Annotated in this window: 16 protein-coding genes and 1 pseudogene; 9 read left to right on the top strand and 8 right to left on the bottom strand. The window is 72.8% G+C overall.

Features of this window, described 5'->3' with window-relative positions:
* The first annotated feature begins 20 nt into the window (after positions 1-20).
* Entirely contained in the window at positions 21-668 is a 648-nt protein-coding gene (locus IE255_RS36310) for a TetR family transcriptional regulator (protein ID WP_010035683.1), read from the top strand.
* Positions 669-750: 82 nt separating this feature from the next.
* Here the strand turns inward: IE255_RS36310 and IE255_RS36305 are convergent, their stop codons facing one another.
* Together IE255_RS36305 and IE255_RS36300 are read right to left on the bottom strand one after the other, a co-directional pair.
* Positions 751-1,221: a nitroreductase/quinone reductase family protein gene (locus IE255_RS36305; RefSeq protein WP_190054685.1), complete on the bottom strand. Its 471-nt coding sequence runs from the start codon at positions 1,219-1,221 to the stop codon at positions 751-753.
* Positions 1,218-2,399, bottom strand: a complete 1,182-nt coding sequence (locus IE255_RS36300; protein ID WP_190054684.1) for an acyl-CoA dehydrogenase family protein — start codon at positions 2,397-2,399, stop codon at positions 1,218-1,220. Before IE255_RS36300 ends, IE255_RS36305 begins: the two co-directional genes overlap by 4 nt.
* 109 nt (positions 2,400-2,508) lie before the next feature.
* On the opposite strand from IE255_RS36300, the gene IE255_RS36295 reads away from it, so the two are divergent.
* The 5 genes from IE255_RS36295 to IE255_RS36275 all read left to right on the top strand — a co-directional run bounded on the left by IE255_RS36295 (position 2,509) and on the right by IE255_RS36275 (position 6,701).
* A complete protein-coding gene (locus IE255_RS36295) occupies positions 2,509-3,678 on the top strand; it encodes a thiolase C-terminal domain-containing protein (protein WP_190054683.1) in 1,170 nt (389 codons plus the stop codon).
* Between the two features lie 203 nt (positions 3,679-3,881).
* Positions 3,882-4,754, top strand: coding sequence for a 4Fe-4S domain-containing protein (locus tag IE255_RS36290; RefSeq protein ID WP_190054682.1), 873 nt, complete (start codon positions 3,882-3,884; stop codon positions 4,752-4,754).
* A gap of 80 nt (positions 4,755-4,834) precedes the next feature.
* Complete coding sequence (locus IE255_RS36285; RefSeq protein ID WP_190054681.1) at positions 4,835-5,260, top strand: pyridoxamine 5'-phosphate oxidase family protein; 426 nt, start codon at positions 4,835-4,837, stop codon at positions 5,258-5,260.
* 37 nt (positions 5,261-5,297) lie between these two features.
* Positions 5,298-5,963 (top strand): pyridoxine/pyridoxamine 5'-phosphate oxidase, encoded by a 666-nt coding sequence (locus IE255_RS36280; protein ID WP_190054680.1) that lies wholly within the window; start codon positions 5,298-5,300, stop codon positions 5,961-5,963.
* A 111-nt stretch (positions 5,964-6,074) separates the two neighbouring features.
* Entirely contained in the window at positions 6,075-6,701 is a 627-nt protein-coding gene (locus tag IE255_RS36275) for an NADPH-dependent F420 reductase (RefSeq protein ID WP_190054679.1), read from the top strand.
* Between the two features lie 9 nt (positions 6,702-6,710).
* Here IE255_RS36275 and IE255_RS36270 read toward each other — a convergent pair whose 3' ends face one another.
* From IE255_RS36270 to IE255_RS36255, 4 genes are read right to left on the bottom strand one after another with little or no spacing between them, the layout of a single operon-like run.
* Positions 6,711-7,568: a GNAT family N-acetyltransferase gene (locus tag IE255_RS36270; protein WP_190054678.1), complete on the bottom strand. Its 858-nt coding sequence runs from the start codon at positions 7,566-7,568 to the stop codon at positions 6,711-6,713.
* A 3-nt stretch (positions 7,569-7,571) separates the two neighbouring features.
* The gene (locus IE255_RS36265; RefSeq protein ID WP_190054677.1) at positions 7,572-8,228 is read right to left on the bottom strand and encodes a GNAT family N-acetyltransferase; all 657 of its coding nucleotides are present in this window, start codon (positions 8,226-8,228) and stop codon (positions 7,572-7,574) included.
* Positions 8,229-8,259: 31 nt separating this feature from the next.
* On the bottom strand, positions 8,260-8,793 hold the full coding sequence (locus IE255_RS36260; RefSeq protein WP_229906764.1) for a Zn-ribbon domain-containing OB-fold protein: 534 nt from the start codon (positions 8,791-8,793) through the stop codon (positions 8,260-8,262).
* A complete protein-coding gene (locus IE255_RS36255) occupies positions 8,793-9,242 on the bottom strand; it encodes a DoxX family protein (protein WP_190054676.1) in 450 nt (149 codons plus the stop codon). Before IE255_RS36255 ends, IE255_RS36260 begins: the two co-directional genes overlap by 1 nt.
* A 270-nt stretch (positions 9,243-9,512) precedes the next feature.
* Here IE255_RS36255 and IE255_RS36250 point away from each other — a divergent pair, with 270 nt between their 5' ends.
* Complete coding sequence (locus tag IE255_RS36250) at positions 9,513-10,718, top strand: flavin-containing monooxygenase (RefSeq protein ID WP_190054675.1); 1,206 nt, start codon at positions 9,513-9,515, stop codon at positions 10,716-10,718.
* 442 nt (positions 10,719-11,160) lie between these two features.
* Here IE255_RS36250 and IE255_RS36245 read toward each other — a convergent pair whose 3' ends face one another.
* On the bottom strand, positions 11,161-12,447 hold the full coding sequence (locus tag IE255_RS36245) for an FG-GAP-like repeat-containing protein (RefSeq protein ID WP_229906763.1): 1,287 nt from the start codon (positions 12,445-12,447) through the stop codon (positions 11,161-11,163).
* Between the two features lie 380 nt (positions 12,448-12,827).
* Positions 12,828-13,385, bottom strand: a pseudogene (locus tag IE255_RS40635) (transposase); the annotation flags it as partial.
* A gap of 314 nt (positions 13,386-13,699) precedes the next feature.
* Here IE255_RS40635 and IE255_RS36235 point away from each other — a divergent pair.
* Together IE255_RS36235 and IE255_RS36230 are read left to right on the top strand one after the other, a co-directional pair.
* Complete coding sequence (locus IE255_RS36235) at positions 13,700-15,928, top strand: acetate--CoA ligase family protein (RefSeq protein ID WP_190054674.1); 2,229 nt, start codon at positions 13,700-13,702, stop codon at positions 15,926-15,928.
* Positions 15,925-16,719, top strand: coding sequence for an enoyl-CoA hydratase/isomerase family protein (locus IE255_RS36230; protein ID WP_190054673.1), 795 nt, complete (start codon positions 15,925-15,927; stop codon positions 16,717-16,719). Before IE255_RS36235 ends, IE255_RS36230 begins: the two co-directional genes overlap by 4 nt.
* Positions 16,720-16,754 lie beyond the last annotated feature (35 nt).

The following is a 16,754-nucleotide window of genomic DNA, read 5'->3' as shown; positions in this document are numbered from 1 at the left end:
CGCCTCGGTAAGCTGACGGCATGACAGGACAAGTGCGTACCGTCGACGGCCGCGTGGCCGGTAGGCGTGGGCAGGCGACCCGGCAGAAGCTGCTCGACTGCCTCAGCGAGATGCTCAGCTCCTCCCCGTACCGGGACGTCAAAGTCATCGATGTCGCCCGGAAGGCGGGCACTTCGCCCGCGACCTTCTACCAGTACTTCCCGGACGTCGAGGGCGCCGTCCTGGAGATCGCCGAGCAAATGGCGACCGAGGGCGCCGCGTTGACCGAGCTCCTCCAGGGCCGCTCCTGGGCCGGCAAGGCCGGCTGGCAGACGGCGCAGGAACTCGTCGACGGGTTCCTGGAGTTCTGGCGCAAGAACGACGCGATCCTCCGGGTCGTGGATCTCGGCGCCGCCGAGGGCGACAAGCGCTTCTACAAGCTCCGCATGAAGATCCTCAACTCGGTGAACAACTCCCTCGCGGACGCCGTCGCCGAACTCCAGGCCAAGGGCCGGGTCGACAAGGACGTGAACCCGGCGGCCGTCGCCGGTTCGCTGGTCGCGATGCTCGCGGCCGTCGCCTCCCACCAGAAGGGCTTCTCCTCCTGGGGCGTGAAGCAGGCCGAACTGAAGCCGAACCTCGCGCTGTTGGTGCACCTGGGCGTCACGGGCAGAAAGCCGACGAAGTAGCCGGTCGCGGCGGCCCTTTTTCTCTTACCCAAGTCCTGTCTGGCAGGCGGCGGTCCACCCGGGCCGCCGCCTGTCGCGCTTTCTACCGCCGTACGATCCGGAACACCCTGATCTCCCGCTCCACCCGCGCCTGGTAGGCGGCGTACGGCGGCCAGAACGCCAGTACGGCCTTCCAGGCCGCCGCCCGCTCCTCGCCCTCCAGCAGCCGGGCCGTGACCGGGATGTCCTGGCCCTTCCAGTTGATCTCGGCCTCCGGGTGGGCCAGCAGGTTGTGGGTCCAGGCGGGGTGTCCCGGCCGCCCGAAGTTGGACCCGACCAGGATCCAGCCGCGCCCGCCGTCCTCGGGCATGCAGGCCAGCGGCGTACGGCGGGCCCGCCCGCTCCTCGCCCCGGTCGAGGTCAGCACCACCCCGGGCAGGAGCTGCGCGCTGAGCAGCACCTTTCCGCCCGTGAGCCGGTGCACGGCCCGGTCCAGGGCCGGGAAGACGTACGGCGCCACCCGCGCGAACCCGCGCGTGGAGGACACCTTCTGCACGAACCGCACGCTCCTCATCGGCCGGCCTCCTCGAAGACGTGCGCCACGTCGGCGGCGTGTGCCCGCAGCCGGTGCACCGGCCCGAAGAGCAGCTCGTCGCCCGCGGCCCGCTTGAAGTACAGGTGAGCCTCGTGCTCCCAGGTGAAACCGATGCCGCCGTGCGACTGGATGCCCTCGGCGGCGGCCTCGCGCAGGGCCTGGAGCGCCTGGGCGAGGGCCGGCCCGCCGGCCGTCTCCTCCCGGGCGGCGGCCCAGGCCGCGTAGTACGCCGCCGAGCGGGCCGCCTGCACCTGGACGTAGACGTCGGCCAGCCGGTGCTTGACCGCCTGGAAGGAGCCGATCGGCCGCCCGAACTGCTCCCGCTGCCCCACGTACTCCACGGTCCGCTCCAGCACCCGGTCGGCGGCCCCCACGGCCTCGGCGGCCAGGCAGGCGGCGGCGGTGTCGCCGAGCCGGGCGAGGGCGGCGAGGACGTCGTCGCCGTCCTGCCCCAGCAACTCGGCTTGTACATCGCGGAGTTGGATGCGGGCCTGCGGCCGGGTGGCGTCCAGCGCGGTCTGCCGTACGCGGGTGAGGCCGGCCGCGTCGCCGCGCACCAGGAAGAGCAGGACACGGGACCGGGCGAACCCTCCGGCGTGCGCGGCGACCACGAGGAGGCCCGCGCTGTGCCCGTCGAGGACCTGGTCGACCTGCCCGTACAGCCGCCAGCCGTCCTCCGTGCGCCGGGCCTGCACGCCCCCGGCCCGTCCGCCGCCCGCCCAGTCCCCGCGCGGGTCGTGGCCGGTGAGCGCGAGGGCGGTGGCGAGGGCGGGGCCCGGTACGGCGAGGGCGGCGGTGAGGTCGCCGGAGGCGATGCGCGGGAGGAGCCCGGCGCGCTGCGCTTCGGTGCCGAGGGCGAGCAGCAGCGGGGCCGCGAGGACGGCCGTGGCGAGCAGGGGCGAGGGGGCGAGCGCCCGGCCCGTCTCCTCGCAGGCCAGGGCCAGCTCCGTCACCGAGCAGCCGACACCGCCGTAGGCCTCGGGGAGGGCCAGCCCGGGCAGGCCGAGCTGTGCGGCGAGGGCCGTCCACAGGGCCGGGTCGTGCCCGGCGGGGGTGCCGACGGCGGCCCGCAGCTCCCCGGGGCCGCACCGCTTGTGGAGCAGGTCGCGCAGGGTGCGGCGGATCTCGTCCTGTTCGGCGGTGAAGCGGGCGTCCATCGGCTGCCTCTCTCCGTATCTGACGGTGCGTCATATTAGGGCGGAGGGGCGGCGATGCCCAGAGTTCCGCGGCTCCCGCGAGGGCCGTATCTGATGTACCGTCAGATTCATGATGGCCCGGAGGAAAGTGGCCGTCGTCGGCGTGGCCCTCTCGGACTGCGGCCGCGTGGACGGCGCGACCCCGTACGCCCTGCACGCCCAGGCGGCCCGGCGCGCCCTGGCCGACGCGGGCCTGGACCGGTCGCTGGTCGACGGCTTCGCCTCGGCGGGCCTGGGCACGCTGGCCCCCGTCGAGGTCGCCGAGTACCTGGGGCTGCGTCCCACCTGGGTGGACTCCACCTCCGTCGGCGGCTCCACCTGGGAGGTCATGGCGGCCCACGCGGCGGACGCGATCGCGGCCGGGCACGCGCGCGTGGTGCTGCTCGCCTACGGCTCCACGGCCCGGGCGGACGTCAGGGCGGGCCGCCGCACCGGGACGCTGTCCTTCGGCGCGCGAGGACCCCTCCAGTTCGAGGTCCCCTACGGCCACACCCTGATCGCCAAGTACGCCATGGCGGCCCGCCGCCACATGATCGAGTACGGCACGACGATCGAGCAGCTGGCGGAGGTGGCGGTGCAGGCCCGGGCCAACGCGGCCCTGAACCCCGAGGCGATGTTCCGCACCCCGGTCACCGTGGACGAGGTCCAGTCCGGCCCCGTGATCGCCGACCCCTTCACCAAGCTGCACTGCTGCGTCCGCTCCGACGGCGGGGCGGCGGTGCTGCTGGCGGCGCAGGAGTACGTACGGGACTGCCGTACCTCGCCGGTGTGGGTGCTGGGGAGCGGGGAGTCCGTCTCGCACGCGGCGATGTCCGAGTGGCCGGACTTCACGGTGTCGCCGGCGGCGGTCAGCGGGCGGCTGGCGTTCGGGCGGGCGGGAGTGCGGCCCTCGGAGATCGACGTCGCCGAGATCTACGACGCCTTCACCTACATGACCCTGGTGACGCTGGAGGACCTCGGCTTCTGCGGGAAGGGCGAGGGCGGGGCGTTCGTGTCGAAGGGGCGGCTGCGGGTCGAGGGCGGCGACCTGCCGGTGAACACCGACGGGGGCGGGCTGTCCGCCCAGCATCCCGGGATGCGGGGGCTGTTCCTGCTGGTGGAGGCGGTGCGACAGCTGCGCGGGGAGTGCGGGGAGCGGCAGGTGCGGCGCAGCGGCGGTGCGCTGCCACGGCTGGCGGTGGCGTCGGGGACGGGGGGCTGGTTCTGCTCGTCGGGGACGGTGGTGCTGGGGGCGGGGTGAGTCACACCTCGGGGATGTTGAGGACGAGGCGAGTCGCATCTCGGGCAAACAGGCACATATCCCCGTGGGTGGTGGCGAGGCGGCAGAGTGGCTCGGGGGCGGAAACACAAGATCGGCAGGGGCTACCGGTTCGGGCGGCGGGCGGGGAACCTGGATCGGCGGCCCACCGGTCCGGGCCGTTTCCCCAGCGAAGGAGCCCTGCCATGGACGGCTGGTATGTGGACGACCGCTGCGTCAACTGCGACGCGGCCCGGCAGCTCGCGCCCGAGCTGATCGGCGAGCGGGAAGGACGCTCGCGGATCCTGCGACCGCCGGGGAACGCGGCGGAGGAACGGCGGTTACACGCGGCCGCGTTCGCCTGCCCCACCCGCTCGATCCGCCCGGCGTCCGGCCGGCCGGACCGGTCGCTGGACCCGTTCCCGATGCCCCTGGACGACGGCGTGCTGCTGTGCGGCCACAACTCCCCCCAGACCGCCGGCGCCAACTCCTACCTGCTCCCGCGCCCGTCCGGCACGGCCATGATGATCGACACCCCGCGCTGGAGCCGTGAACTCGCGGACCGGTACGAGGCGTCGAGCGGCCCGGTCACCGACATCCTGCTCACCCACCGCGACCACGCCGCGCACGGCCGCCGCTACGCGGACCACTTCGGTGCCCGGCTCTGGATCCACGAGGGCGACCTGGACGCTGCGCCGGACGCGGACCGGGTGCTGCGCGGGCCGGAGCCGCTGGAGATCGGTACGGGGGTCACCGCGTATCCGCTGCCCGGCCACACCCGGGGATCCGTGCTCTACCTCGCGGACGAGCGGTACTGCTTCAGCGGCGACAGCTTCTACTGGTCACGCACGACCGGCGATCTGGAAGTGGCGGAGAGCGTGACCTGGCACTCCATCGAGGAACTGGCCCGCTCCCTGACCAGGGTGGCCGGACGGCTGCGCTTCGAGTGGCTGCTGCCGGGCCACGGCGACCGGCGGCGCCTGCCGGTGGACGAGATGTCCGGGCGGCTGCGGGCCCTGGCGGAACGGACGCGGCGGCTCCGGCCGAGGCCGATCGACTTCACGGCGGTCCGCTGGTGACCGACCGGGGAACATCCGCCACCCGCAAGGGCGTTGTGATGCTCCGCATGCCGACCGCCCTGCCGAAGGAGAGACCGGAAATGGCCCTGACCCGTGAAGAGCGTGAACAGTTCCTGGCCGAGCCGCACATCGGGGCCCTCGCGGTCGACGCGGGGCCCGGCCGCGCCCCGCTCACGCTGCCGATCTGGTACCAGTACGAGCCCGGCGGCGACATCTGGATCCTGACCGGCGGGAACTCCCGCAAGTACGAGCTGATCAAGGCGGCGGGCCGGTTCTCGCTCATGGCGGACCGGCTCGAACCGACGATCCGCTACGTGTCGGTCGAAGGCCCGGTCATCGACACGGCCCCCGCCACCCTCGACCAGCTCCGGGAGATCTCGGCGCGCTATCTGCCGGCCGACAAGGTCGACGGCTATGTGGACTTCTCCTGGAAGAACCACGGTGACCAGCTGGTGCTGCGGATGCGGCCGGAGCGCTGGCTGTCGTCGGACCTGGGACAGGTGTGAGCCCCGGGGGGTTCCCGCCACCAGTGACAATCGGGGCATGGCAACCGATCTTCACGAGCTGCTGAGGTCACTGCGGGTCTGGGACCCGGAGAACACGCACCTGCCGCCCTTCGACCCGGCCACCGCCCCCGCCGCGCCCCTTCCCCTCTTCACCGAGTGGTTCGCGGCGGCGGTGGCGGCCGGGCAGAGCGAGCCGCACACCATGTCCCTGGCGACCTCGGACGAGTCGGGGCTGCCCGACGTACGGACCGTGATGCTGCACGGCGCGGACGAGTCGGGCTGGTCCTTCGCGTCCCACGCGGGCAGCCGCAAGGGCCGCCACCTCGCCGCACGCCCGTACGCCGCGCTCGGCTTCTACTGGCCGGCGCTGGGCCGCCAGGTCCGCGTACGCGGCCCGGTCTCGGCCGCCCCGTCCGAGGAGTCCCAGGGCGATCTGCACGCCCGCTCGACGGGCGCGCTGGCGGCCGCGCTGACCGGGCGGCAGAGCGAGGTCCTGGAGTCGCTGGACGACCTGGCCCGGGCCTCGGAGTCGGCGTGGGAGCGGGCGTCGCGGGAGCCGGAGACGCCGGTGCCGTCCTGGACGCTGTACCGGCTGCGGGCCGAGGAGGTGGAGTTCTTCCAGGGGGACGAGCGGCGGCGGCACGTCCGGCTCCGCTACCGGCGCGAGCCGGAGGGGTGGTCGCGGGAGCTGCTGTGGCCGTGAGCGGGCCCTGGCGTACCCGTGCCACCGACTTGGGAACTACATCTTTGGTGCCGGGCCGAGCTGGGTCCGCGGCCCGATTCGCGGGCCCCTGGCGCCGGTTAGCGTCACAGCATGCGTATCGGACTACTCGGCACCGGCAATGTCGCCCGCGCACTGGCCCAGGGCTGGAGCGCGGCAGGACACGACGTACTCCTCGGTTCCCGCCGCCCCGAGGAACGGACCGGCTTGGGCCTGCCCGTGGCGGGCCTCAGCGAGACAGCGGCACACGCTCAGGTACTGGTCAACGCCACCCCGGGGACCGTCTCCCTGGAGTTGCTGCGCTCCCTCGGGGCGGCCGCGCTGGCCGGCACCGTGCTGATCGACGTCGGCGTCGGCCTCTCCGACGACTTCACCGAGCTCTCGCACCCCAACAGCAGCCTGGCCGAACAGATCCAGGAGGCCTTCCCGCAGACGCCCGTCGTCAAGACGCTGTGCACCATGGACTCGACCGCGATGATCGCCCCGGACAGTCTCGACGGCCCGAGCACCGTCTTCCTCTCCGGCGACGACGTCGAAGCCAAACGCACCACCGGCCGGCTCCTCACCGACCTGGGCTGGCCCGCGTCGTCCCAGCTGGACATCGGCGGCATCACCACCGCACGCGGCCAGGAGCACTTCGCGCTGCTCTTCATGGGCATCGCGAACGGCTTGGGGTCCCACACGTTCAACATCAAGGTCGTCCCCCGCCCAGCCGCGTGACGCCCCGGTCTACGAGAAGTCGTACACCGTGAAGTCCGCGACCGGCCGGTACCCGATCCGCTGGTACAGGCCGTTGCTGGTCGGGTTCGCCAGGTCGGTGAAGAGGAGTACCTCCTTCACCCCGGCGGCGAGGGCGGCGCGGCTGACCTCGGCGGTCACCGCACCCGCGTAGCCCCGGCCGCGGTGCTGGGGCGGGGTGTAGACCGCGGAGACGCGCACCTGGCCGACGACCCGGGGGCTGGTGCCGGCCATGGCGACGGGCGTGCCGTCGGGGGTTTCCCAGAAGGTCATGCCGCCGCTCTCGATACGGGCGTCCGCCCACCCGGCGGCGTCCCGTACCGTGCCCAGGCCGACGGACTCGCTGAACTCGTCGTGCCAGCACATGAGTTGCGCGCGGTCCGCCTCGACGGCGACACGGGGGCCGCCGGGCGGCAGCGGCCGGGGCACGGTCAGGGTGCCGAGCCGGTAGAGGCGTTGCCGCTGCCGGAGCGTGGCCGCGGCGCCCGTGTGCCGCCGCCAGGCCTCGGTGAAGGCGGCGGCGGTGTCGCGGTCGGCGTTCACACCCGGCAGGCGCTGCCCGAGGGCGGCCAGTCGCGCGGCGAGGCCATCGGCGTCCGCGGGGGTGAGGGCGGTGAGGTTCAGCCAGTGCGGCGGCGTACGGAAGAGGGTCGCCCGGACCACGCCGTCCCGTTCCAGTACGCCGAACTCCGGTGGCTCGTCGCCGTAGACGTGCGCCCCCTGCGTGCGCAGCGTTTCCGTCACGGTCAACGGGACGGTGTGCATGGCCGGCCGGGAGCGGAGGAAGGCGCCCGCGCGGGCCAGGAAGTCGTCGAGGTCATGGGTGAGGTGCCAGCCGCCGGTGTCCATGCCTCATGGTGCCGCCGGTCCGCGCCCCGGCACTTCCGAATTTCCTCCCGCTTCCGGTCCCGCCGGCTCCGGGTCCGTCGCCAGTCGGGCGTGCAGGTGGGCGTCGCGGAACGCGTCGTGCCGGTCCTCCTGGAAGATCGCCCCGCGCAGGGTGCCCTCGTACGGGAAACCGCAGCGCTCCGCGATCCGGCACGAGGCGTCGTGGCCGACGGCGTGGTCCAACTCCAACCGGTGCAGGCCGAGTTCGGTGAGGGCCCAGTGGGCGGCGAGCAGGAGGGCCCGGGTGGCGACGCCCTGGCCGCGGGCCTCGGGGAGCACCCAGTAGCCGACGCGGGCGACCTTCAGGTGGTACTTGATCTCGTTGACGCCGATGTGGCCCAGTGGCGTGTCGCTGCGCTCGTCGGCGATCCGGAACGACAGCGACGTGCCCTCCACGGCGCTCTGCTCCCGCGCGAGGAGCGACTCCCGGGCGCTCCTGCGGTCCGTGACCGGCCGCAGCGGGGTGTTCCAGCGGCGGAACTCGGGGTCCCGCATGCCGCGCAGCCACGTGTCGACGTCGGAGCCGGACCCGGCGTCCCAGGGGCGCAGGCGCAGGCCGTGGCCGTGGAGCTCCGGGTAGGGGTCGGGGCCGGTCAGGGAGTGGTCACGTATGGGCGCCATGGAGCCATTCAAGCGCGTGGGGCAGTGCGGTTCACCCGCCCGTGCCGTTCCCCCGCCCAGTGCTGTTCTCCCGGTCCAGCGCTGTTCTCCCGGTCCAGTGGATTTCCCCGCCCGCCGCTCCCCGCACGGGCCGGAAGACCGGGATCCCGTCCCGGAACGTCACCTCCAGATCCGCCCCGGCCGACAGGCCCCCTGCCGACAGACTCCCCGCCGGCAGACTCCCGGCCGACAGGCCCCCGGTCGGCGGATCCTCCGCGCCGACCACCTCCGTCATCATCCGCGGGCCCTCGGCCAGGTCCACCACGGCGGCGACGTACGGCGTGCGGCCGGCGAAGGGCGGCAGGTCGTTGCGGTGGACGACGGACCAGGTGTAGAGCGTGGCCCGGCCGCTCGCGGTCTCCCAGGTGACGTCCTCGCTCCAGCAGTGCGGGCAGAACTCGCGCGGGTAGTGGTGGGCCCGGCCGCAGGCGCGGCAGCGGCGGATCAGCAGCCTGCCCTCGGCTGCCGCGTCCCAGTACGTCCGGGTGAAGGCGTCGATCTCGGGCAGGTCGAAGCGGCCGGACATCAGAACAGCCCCAGCGCGCTGTCCAGCGACCACGTCTGCCAGGACATCCCGAACAGCCCGACCACCGACATCAGCGCCATCATCGAGTTCTGCCCCTGCTCGGCGACGTCGTGGACCATGAGCGTGAAGTAGAGGGCGTTGAGGAGGAACCCGCCGGCCAGGGCGATCGGCGTGAGGAATCCGGTGATCAGGCCGAGGCCGAGCGCGAGTTCCGCGTAGACGACGACGTACGCCATCACGCGCGGGTGCGGCGCGACGGCCACCTCGAAGCCCGAACGGACGGCCGTCCAGCGGTGCTTCGCGGCGATCCCGGCCGCCCACGCGATCCCGGTGCCCCGCTCGAACCAGGCCTTGCGGTCCTTGTGCCGCCAGCTCTCCAGCCACCACAGCCCGAGCCCGATCCGCAGTACGGCCAGCCATTCCGCTCCGGTGAGCCAGATCGTGTCCATGGATGCTCCCGCGCTGCCGCCCGACACCGGAATCTGACGGTACGTCAGATGCGGGCGGGCCAACAAGCCCTGGGAGCCGGCTGCGACCAGGCAGCCCGCCCCCTCCCCGGCAGCGAGGAAGCCCGGCGTCAGGAATGATCACCAGCCCGCCACAAGCAGGCCCGCTGCGCCACGATCCCCACCCCCTCCTCCTACAGCCGTGATCAATCCGAAACCAATTCCGGTCTTGACCGAGACCCATCAACCAGGGCCGTGGTTACGCTCCCGCTCATGGCCGACTCCACTCCCCCCACACACACCACCGCGCACCCCACACCCGACCGCCCCGTCTACGTCATCGGCGGCGGCCCCGGCGGACTCTCCGCCGCGTACGCGCTGCGCGCCCGGGGCATACGGGCCGTCGTCCTGGAGAAGTCCGACCATGTCGGGGCGTCCTGGCGCCGCCACTACGACCGACTGCACCTGCACACCACCCGCCGCCTGTCGGCCCTGCCCGGCCTGCCGATGCCCCGCCGGTTCGGGCGGTGGGTGTCCCGGGACGACGTGGTGCGGTACCTGGAGAAGTACGCCGAGCACCACCGCCTCGAGATCGTCACCGGCGTCGAGGTGTCCCGCGTCGAGCGCACGCCCGACGGCACCGGCTGGCTGCTGCACGCCACCGGCGGCCGGGAGCTGACCGGCGCCGCGGTGGTCGTCGCGACCGGCTACAACCACACCCCGCGCCTGCCGGACTGGCCCGGCCGCTCCGCCTTCACCGGCGAGCTCCTGCACGCCGGGCAGTACCGCAACGGCAAGCCCTACGCCGGCCGGGACGTCCTCGTCGTCGGCGTCGGCAACACCGGTGCCGAGATCGCCGTGGACCTGGTGGAGAACGGTGCCTCCCGGGTCCGGCTGGCCGTGCGCACCGTCCCGCACATCGTGCGCCGCTCGACCGCCGGCTGGGCCGCCCAGTACAGCGGCATCCTCGTCCGCCGGCTGCCGGTCGCCCTCGTCGACCGGCTCTGCCGGGTGCAGGCCAGGTTGGCCCTGCCCGACCTGTCGGCACACGGACTGCCGCGCCCCGACACCGGGCTGTACACCAGGGTGAAGCAGGGGGCGATCCCGGTGCAGGACGTCGGTCTGATCGACGCCGTGCGCAAGGGCAGGGTGGAGATCGTGGCCGCCGTGGACAGCTTCGAGGACGGCGGCAAGATCCTGCTCGCCGACGGCACCCGGATCTCCCCGGACGCCGTGATCGCCGCCACCGGGTACGTCCGCGCCCTGGAACACCTGGTCGGCCACCTCGACGTGCTCGACGCCCGCGGCAGGCCCGTCGTCCACGGCGCCCGCAGCCCGAAGACCGCCCCCGGCCTGCACTTCACCGGCTTCACCAACCCCATCAGCGGCAACCTCCGCGAGATGGCGATCGACGCGGTGAAGATCGCGAAGGCCATCGCCCGGGACGGCTCGGGGAGCGTGTCCCGGCTGCCGGGCTAGGGCCTGTTGTTTGGATCAGGTCGCAGGGAAGTGACGGTGGTGTTCAGTGCCGGTGAGCGGGGTCATGGGGGTACCTCCCTGCTCGAGCGAAGTCGAGAGCTTGGGGGAGTCGGCAACCGACGACAACGCGGCAGATGTGCGTGCCAGACCCCGCGTCTGCGGCGTGATCCAAACAACAGCCCCTAGTAGTGCTTGGGGAGGGTCAGCGCGTCAGTAACGCGGTGGTCAGGGCTGTCGCCGTAGTGTGCTTGCGCATGCAGGGGTCCTCGGGAGGTCGTGGGGTCGGTGGTGGGTCAGCCGCGCAGGGTCGCGCCGAAGGCCGGGGTGCCGGTGGTGGAGATGCCGAACTTCGCGGGGCCGTAGGTCCTTGCGGTCGACGTGGTCGCCGACTTCAGCCACCAGAGGGCGCCGTCGCCGGAGTTCTCGCCGGGGGCAGCCGCCGTCAGGTCGGCCTTGCCGCCTTCGTCGTGTCGGAGAGGACGACGCGGGCGCCGAAGCGGTCGCCCGACTCGGCCGTGTCGGGGACGCCGGAGGTGGACTGGGAGAGGGTGACCGCGCCGGTCGGCGACCAGCCGACGCTCATGCCGCGGAGCAGGGTCACCGTGCCGGTGTCCTCGGCGCCGCCGAAGGACTCGTACGGCGCGCCGACGGCCAGGTCGCCGTAGCCGTCACCGGTGAAGTCGCCGATGGCGACGCCGCCGCCGAAGCCGTCGCCGGGCTCCGCGGTGCCGGGGACACCGGAGGCGTCCTGGGTGATCGTCCCGGTGGAGCGGGCGTTGACCCACTGGGACTCGGGGGCGCCCAGCACGAGCGTCGCCTTGCCGCCGAGCGCCCCGGAGGGGTCGGCGGAGGGCTCGCGGTGGTTGCCGATCAGGAGGTCGGCGCGGCCGTCCTTGGTGACGTCGCCGACGGCGGAGACATAGCCGCCCGGCACGTACTCCATCCAGCCGAGGAAGTCGAGGACGCGGGTGTCGGCGACCGCTGTGAGCGCGTCGTCAGTGCCCTTCTTGCGGCCGTGGACGACGAGGCTGTCGAAGCCCTGGCCGTAGATGTCGCCCGCCGACAGGTACTCCACGCCGTACGCCGGGTCGTAGGGCTTCGGCGCGTTCGCCATCGACGCGGCCCGCGGGCCTCCGTCGGCGCCGCCCGCCCTGGTGTACGGGCCCTGGAGGATGACGAGGTCGGCGGCGCCCCTGCCGCCCATCGCCACGTCGATCTTGTCGTTGTCGTCGAAGTCGCCGATGGCGAGGGCCTGGCCGAGGCGGTCGGTGTAGGTATCGCCGCCGGCAAGGGTGAGGGAACCCGACAGGCCCGACGTGCCGCCCCAGACGACCTGGACCATGCCGTCGTCGGTGTCGCTGCTCCGTTCCTCGCCCGGTGTGCCGACGACCAGGTCCGCGTAGCCGTCCTTGTTCAGGTCGGCCGAGGCCACCGCCGTACCGAAGCCGTCGCCGGACTCGGCGCTGTCCGGCACACCGGTCGTGTTCTGGGTGAGGAGCTTGTACTTGGCCGTGCTCGGGCCCGTCGAGCCGCCGTAGACGACCGTCACCGCGCCGGCCTTGGTCTTGCCGCCGACCGTTGCGCCGGGGGCGCCGATCGCCAGGTCGCGGTAGCCGTCGCCGTTGAAGTCGTATGGGGCGGCCGGACCAGCCGCGTGGGCGGTGGGCGCGGTCAGCGCAAGCGTGCTCGTGAGCAGGCCGACGGCCATGAGGAACGGACGAGTGCGCAAGGGAACTCCAGAAGGGAGCCAGGAGCCGGGGTCCCGCCGCCTGGGCGTCGGCCCAACTGCCGTGTGACGTGGGACGTGAGAGATCTGCCACTAGAAGACCAGCGATGGTGCAGGAGGGTTGTACGGGAGTTCGGTGAACTTCTGGGGTAAGGGCAGGGAGCCTTCGTCAGCCGCCCAGTGCCGTTCCGAACCCCGGTGCTCCCGAGGTCGACACTCCCAGCGCCGACGGGCCGAAGGACTTCGCGCCCGATGTGGTCGCCGACTTCAGCCACCACACCGCGCCGTCGCCCGCGTTCTAGTAGTGCTTCGTTGGGTTTGGGCTTTGGTTCTGCGTGTGGTGAGGGGGCGGCCGCAGGTGGCGCAGGTACCGGTCCAGCACCTCAGCAGGTCCTGGAGTGCGTCCAGGACCTGGTAGAGGGTCAGGCCGACGTGTGCTTTTGGGTCGAGCCGCCGAAGGGTGAGGAAGGTCTGGGTGGCGGTGACGAGGGTGACGTGATGGTGCCAGCCGCGCCAGGTGCGGCCTTCGAAGTGGTCCAGGCCCAGGCCGTGCTTGAGCTCGCGGTAGTCGTGCTCGATCCGCCAGCGCATCTTCGCCCACCGCACCAGGTCGGCGACCGGGGTGGTGGCCGGCAGGTCGGTCATCCAGTAACCGGTCGGCTCAGCCGCTGCTGCTCGACCAGCAGGGTCCGCAGCGGCAGCACACCGTTCCAGCGGCTGCGTCCGCCAGCCGCTTCCTGAGCGGTTCGGGTGGCTTCCTTGCCCGAGGGCCGCACTTCGAGCACAGCGAAGTGCGAGGTCATCGTGCCCTTGCTGCCCTGTCGCCAGGTGACCGGCTCGAAGCGGGTATCGGAGTCGACAAACGCGGTCAGTGGCTTGGCGGCCTCGCGGTAGCGGGGCAGGGTGGGTGGTCCCAGCCCGCCGTATGCGGGCTGCCACGGCCTCACGAGTGACTTCCTGAAACGCGAGCACATCCGGGCCCTGACGCCGGACTTCCTGCGCCAGCACCGCCCGCCGACTCGCGCCGTCGGCGTACTGCGGTGCCAGCACATTCATGGTCATCAACCGCATACCGGAGGCCACCTCACTCATCCCTTCAACGTGGCATCGAACGCCCCTTCTCATGCACCGGGTTCGGACGATTCGCCGGACCAGCGGCAACTTCGCCCGCTCCCGACCATTCCTGACGTCATGTCAGTTCAGATAATCTGACAGAGCGTCAGTTAGCGGCTGTCTCACAGGAGCGGGCGGAACGATGCTTGGATCGACCCACGGCACCCTCACCACCGACTCCCGCCGGGCCCGGGCCATCGCCTGTGGCGAGCGGTCCGGACCCGCCGTGCACGGCAGGCCGGCCCAGGTGGGCGACCTCGATGTCAGCGGGCGTCCGCTGCACGCCGACGTCCCCGATCTGGACCGCTTCTTCCGCCCCCGCTCGATCGCCGTGATCGGCGCCTCGGACGCCGAGGGGCGCCCCAACACCGGCATCACCCGGCAACTGGCCGACTGGGCCGAGCGGGTCGGGGCCCGGCTGTATCCGGTGCATCCCAGCCGTCCGTCCGTCTTCGGTCTTCCCTGCTCCCCTTCCGTCGCGGACCTGCCCGAGCAGGTCGATCTGGCCGTCGTCCTCGTCGGTGATCCCCTGCCGGTGATCGAGGAACTGGCCGAGGCCAAGGCGCGGTTCGCCGTCGTCTTCGCTTCCGGGTTCGCCGAGACCGGGCCGGAGGGCGAGGCCGCCCAGCGGCGACTGGCCGCCGCCGTCGAGCGGTCCGGGCTGCGGCTACTGGGGCCGAACACCAACCTCAACGCCTTCGAGCGGTTCCGCGACGACCTGGAAGGGCCGGCGATCGCGCTGATCACCCAGTCCGGCCACCAGGGCCGCCCCGTCTTCGCCCTCCAGCAACTCGGCATCCGCCTCTCCCACTGGGCGCCCACCGGCAACGAGGCCGACCTGGAGACCGCCGACTTCCTCTCCTACTTCGCCGAGCAGCCCGAGGTCGGCGCCATCGCCTGCTACCTGGAAGGGCTGAAGGACGGCCGCTCCTTCCTGCTCGCCGCCGACCGGGCCGCCCGGCGCGGCGTGCCGGTCGTCGCGGTCAAGGTCGGCCGCACCGAGACCGGCGCCCGCACGGCCGCCTCCCACACCGGCAAGCTGACCGGCGCGGACGCGGTGGTGGACGCGGCGCTACTGCAGTACGGCGTGATCCGGGTCGACGGGCTCGACGAACTCCAGGACACCGCCGCCCTGCTGGCCCGGGCCCGGCCGCCGCGCGCCGACGGGGTCGTCGTCTATTCGATCTCGGGCGGCACGGGCGCGCACGTCGCCGACCTGGCGACCGAGGCGGGCCTGCGGCTGCCGGTGCTGTGCGAGGCGAAGCAGGCCGAGCTGCACCAGTGGATACCGGAGTACCTCAGCGTCGCCAACCCCGTCGACAACGGCGGCCATCCGGTCGGTGACCGGCGCGGCCGGAAGATCATCGACGCGCTTCTCGACGACCCGGAGGTGGGCGTGCTGGTCTGCCCGATCACCGGGCCGTTCCCCCCGCTCAGCGACCGGCTCGTCCGGGACCTGGTGGACGCGGCCGAGCACACGGACAAGCTGGTGTGCGTGGTGTGGGGGTCGCCGGTCGGCACCGAGCCGGCCTACCGCGAGGTCCTGCTCGGCTCCTCGCGCGTGGCCACCTTCCGCACGGTCGGCAACTGCCTCACGGCCGTCCGCGCCTACCTGGCCCACCACCGCTTCACGACCGGCTACCGCTCCCCCTTCGACGAGGCCCCGCGCACCCCCTCGCCGTCCTACCGCAAGGCGCAGGCGCTCATGCAGCCCGGACAGCAGCTGAGCGAGCACGCGGCGAAGCAGTTGCTGCGGGCGTACGGCATCCGCGTGCCGCGCGAGCAGCTGGTGACCAGCGCGGCGGCGGCCGTCCGCGCGGCCGGGCTCGTGGGCTACCCGGTCGTCATGAAGGCCTCGGGCGCCCGGATCGCCCACAAGACCGAGCTGGGCCTGGTGAAGATCGGCCTGACCTCGGCCAGCCAGGTCCGCGACGCCTACCGGGAGCTGACCGACATCGCCCGCTACGAGGATGTCTCCCTGGACGGCGTGCTGGTCTGCCAGATGGTCGAGCAGGGCGTCGAGACGGTCGTCGGCGTCACCCACGACGACCTGTTCGGCCCGACCGTGACCGTCGGGCTCGGCGGTGTCCTCGTCGAGGTGCTGCGCGACACGGCCGTAGGGGTGCCGCCCTTCGGGGAGGAGCGGGCGCGGGACATGCTCGCGGGGCTGCGCGGGCGGGCCCTGCTCGACGGGGTCCGGGGGCGGCCACCGGCGGATCTGGACGCGCTCGTCGAGGTCGTCCTGCGCGTGCAGCGCATGGCACTGGAACTCGGGGACCGGCTCGCGGAGCTGGACATCAATCCGCTGATGGTGCTGCCGCAGGGGCAGGGCGCCGTGGCGCTGGACGCGCTGGCGGTGTGCGGCCGATGACGGGACCCGAGGTGCTGCACACCACCGGCGGCCACGTCCTCTCCCTCACCCTCAACCGGCCCGAGGCACTGAACGCCCTCACTCCCGACCAACGCGAACGCGTCATCCACCTGCTGTCCGGCGCCTCCGCCGACCCCGCCGTACGAGCCGTGGTGCTCACGGGCACGGGCCGCGGTTTCTGCGCGGGCGCGGACCTGCGGGGCACCGGCGCCGTGACGGGCGAGCGGATCGCCGGGGACGTCGCACGCACCCTGCGCACCGGCGCCCAGCGCCTGATCGCCGCCGTCCTCGACTGCGAGAAGCCGGTGATCGCGGCGGTGAACGGCACGGCGGCCGGCCTCGGCGCGCATCTCGCGTTCGCCTGCGACCTCGTCCTCGCGGCCGAATCGGCCCGGTTCATCGAGGTGTTCGTACGGCGCGGACTGGTCCCCGACGGCGGCGGCGCCTACCTCCTCCCCCGCCTCGTCGGCCCACAGCGCGCCAAGGAGCTGATGTTCTTCGGCGACGCGCTCACCGCGGCCGACGCGGAGCGGATGGGGTTGGTGAACCGGGCCGTCCCGGACGGCGACCTGGACAAGACGGCCCGCGCCTGGGCCGAACGCCTCGCCGCCGGCCCGACCCGCGCCCTCGCCCTGACCAAGCAGCTCGTCAACGCCTCCCTCGACACCGACCGTACGACCGCCTTCGCCGCGGAGGCCGCCGCGCAGGAGATCAACATGACGACGGCGGACGCGCAGGAGGGCGTACGGAGCTTCGTGGAACGCAGGAGCCCGGAGTACCGGGGCCGCTGACCTTCCTATCTGACGATCCGTCAGCTTCAATGGTG

This window comes from Streptomyces lomondensis (genome assembly GCF_014651035.1).
GTDB classification, from domain to species: Bacteria; Actinomycetota; Actinomycetes; order Streptomycetales; family Streptomycetaceae; genus Streptomyces; species Streptomyces lomondensis.
The sequence above is the reverse complement of the archived record's forward strand: the minus strand, read 5'-3'. Positions and strand labels throughout refer to the sequence as shown.

Bases quoted from the DNA above. Each gene is read 5' to 3' on its own strand.
- IE255_RS36310 (WP_010035683.1), top strand. From the start codon at position 21: ATGACAGGACAAGTGCGTACCGTCGACGGCCGCGTGGCCGGTAGGCGT.
- IE255_RS36305 (WP_190054685.1), bottom strand. From the start codon at position 1,221: ATGAGGAGCGTGCGGTTCGTGCAGAAGGTGTCCTCCACGCGCGGGTTC.
- IE255_RS36300 (WP_190054684.1), bottom strand. From the start codon at position 2,399: ATGGACGCCCGCTTCACCGCCGAACAGGACGAGATCCGCCGCACCCTG.
- IE255_RS36295 (WP_190054683.1), top strand. From the start codon at position 2,509: ATGATGGCCCGGAGGAAAGTGGCCGTCGTCGGCGTGGCCCTCTCGGAC.
- IE255_RS36290 (WP_190054682.1), top strand. From the start codon at position 3,882: ATGGACGGCTGGTATGTGGACGACCGCTGCGTCAACTGCGACGCGGCC.
- IE255_RS36285 (WP_190054681.1), top strand. From the start codon at position 4,835: ATGGCCCTGACCCGTGAAGAGCGTGAACAGTTCCTGGCCGAGCCGCAC.
- IE255_RS36280 (WP_190054680.1), top strand. From the start codon at position 5,298: ATGGCAACCGATCTTCACGAGCTGCTGAGGTCACTGCGGGTCTGGGAC.
- IE255_RS36275 (WP_190054679.1), top strand. From the start codon at position 6,075: ATGCGTATCGGACTACTCGGCACCGGCAATGTCGCCCGCGCACTGGCC.
- IE255_RS36270 (WP_190054678.1), bottom strand. From the start codon at position 7,568: ATGGACACCGGCGGCTGGCACCTCACCCATGACCTCGACGACTTCCTG.
- IE255_RS36265 (WP_190054677.1), bottom strand. From the start codon at position 8,228: ATGGCGCCCATACGTGACCACTCCCTGACCGGCCCCGACCCCTACCCG.
- IE255_RS36260 (WP_229906764.1), bottom strand. From the start codon at position 8,793: ATGTCCGGCCGCTTCGACCTGCCCGAGATCGACGCCTTCACCCGGACG.
- IE255_RS36255 (WP_190054676.1), bottom strand. From the start codon at position 9,242: ATGGACACGATCTGGCTCACCGGAGCGGAATGGCTGGCCGTACTGCGG.
- IE255_RS36250 (WP_190054675.1), top strand. From the start codon at position 9,513: ATGGCCGACTCCACTCCCCCCACACACACCACCGCGCACCCCACACCC.
- IE255_RS36235 (WP_190054674.1), top strand. From the start codon at position 13,700: ATGCTTGGATCGACCCACGGCACCCTCACCACCGACTCCCGCCGGGCC.
- IE255_RS36230 (WP_190054673.1), top strand. From the start codon at position 15,925: ATGACGGGACCCGAGGTGCTGCACACCACCGGCGGCCACGTCCTCTCC.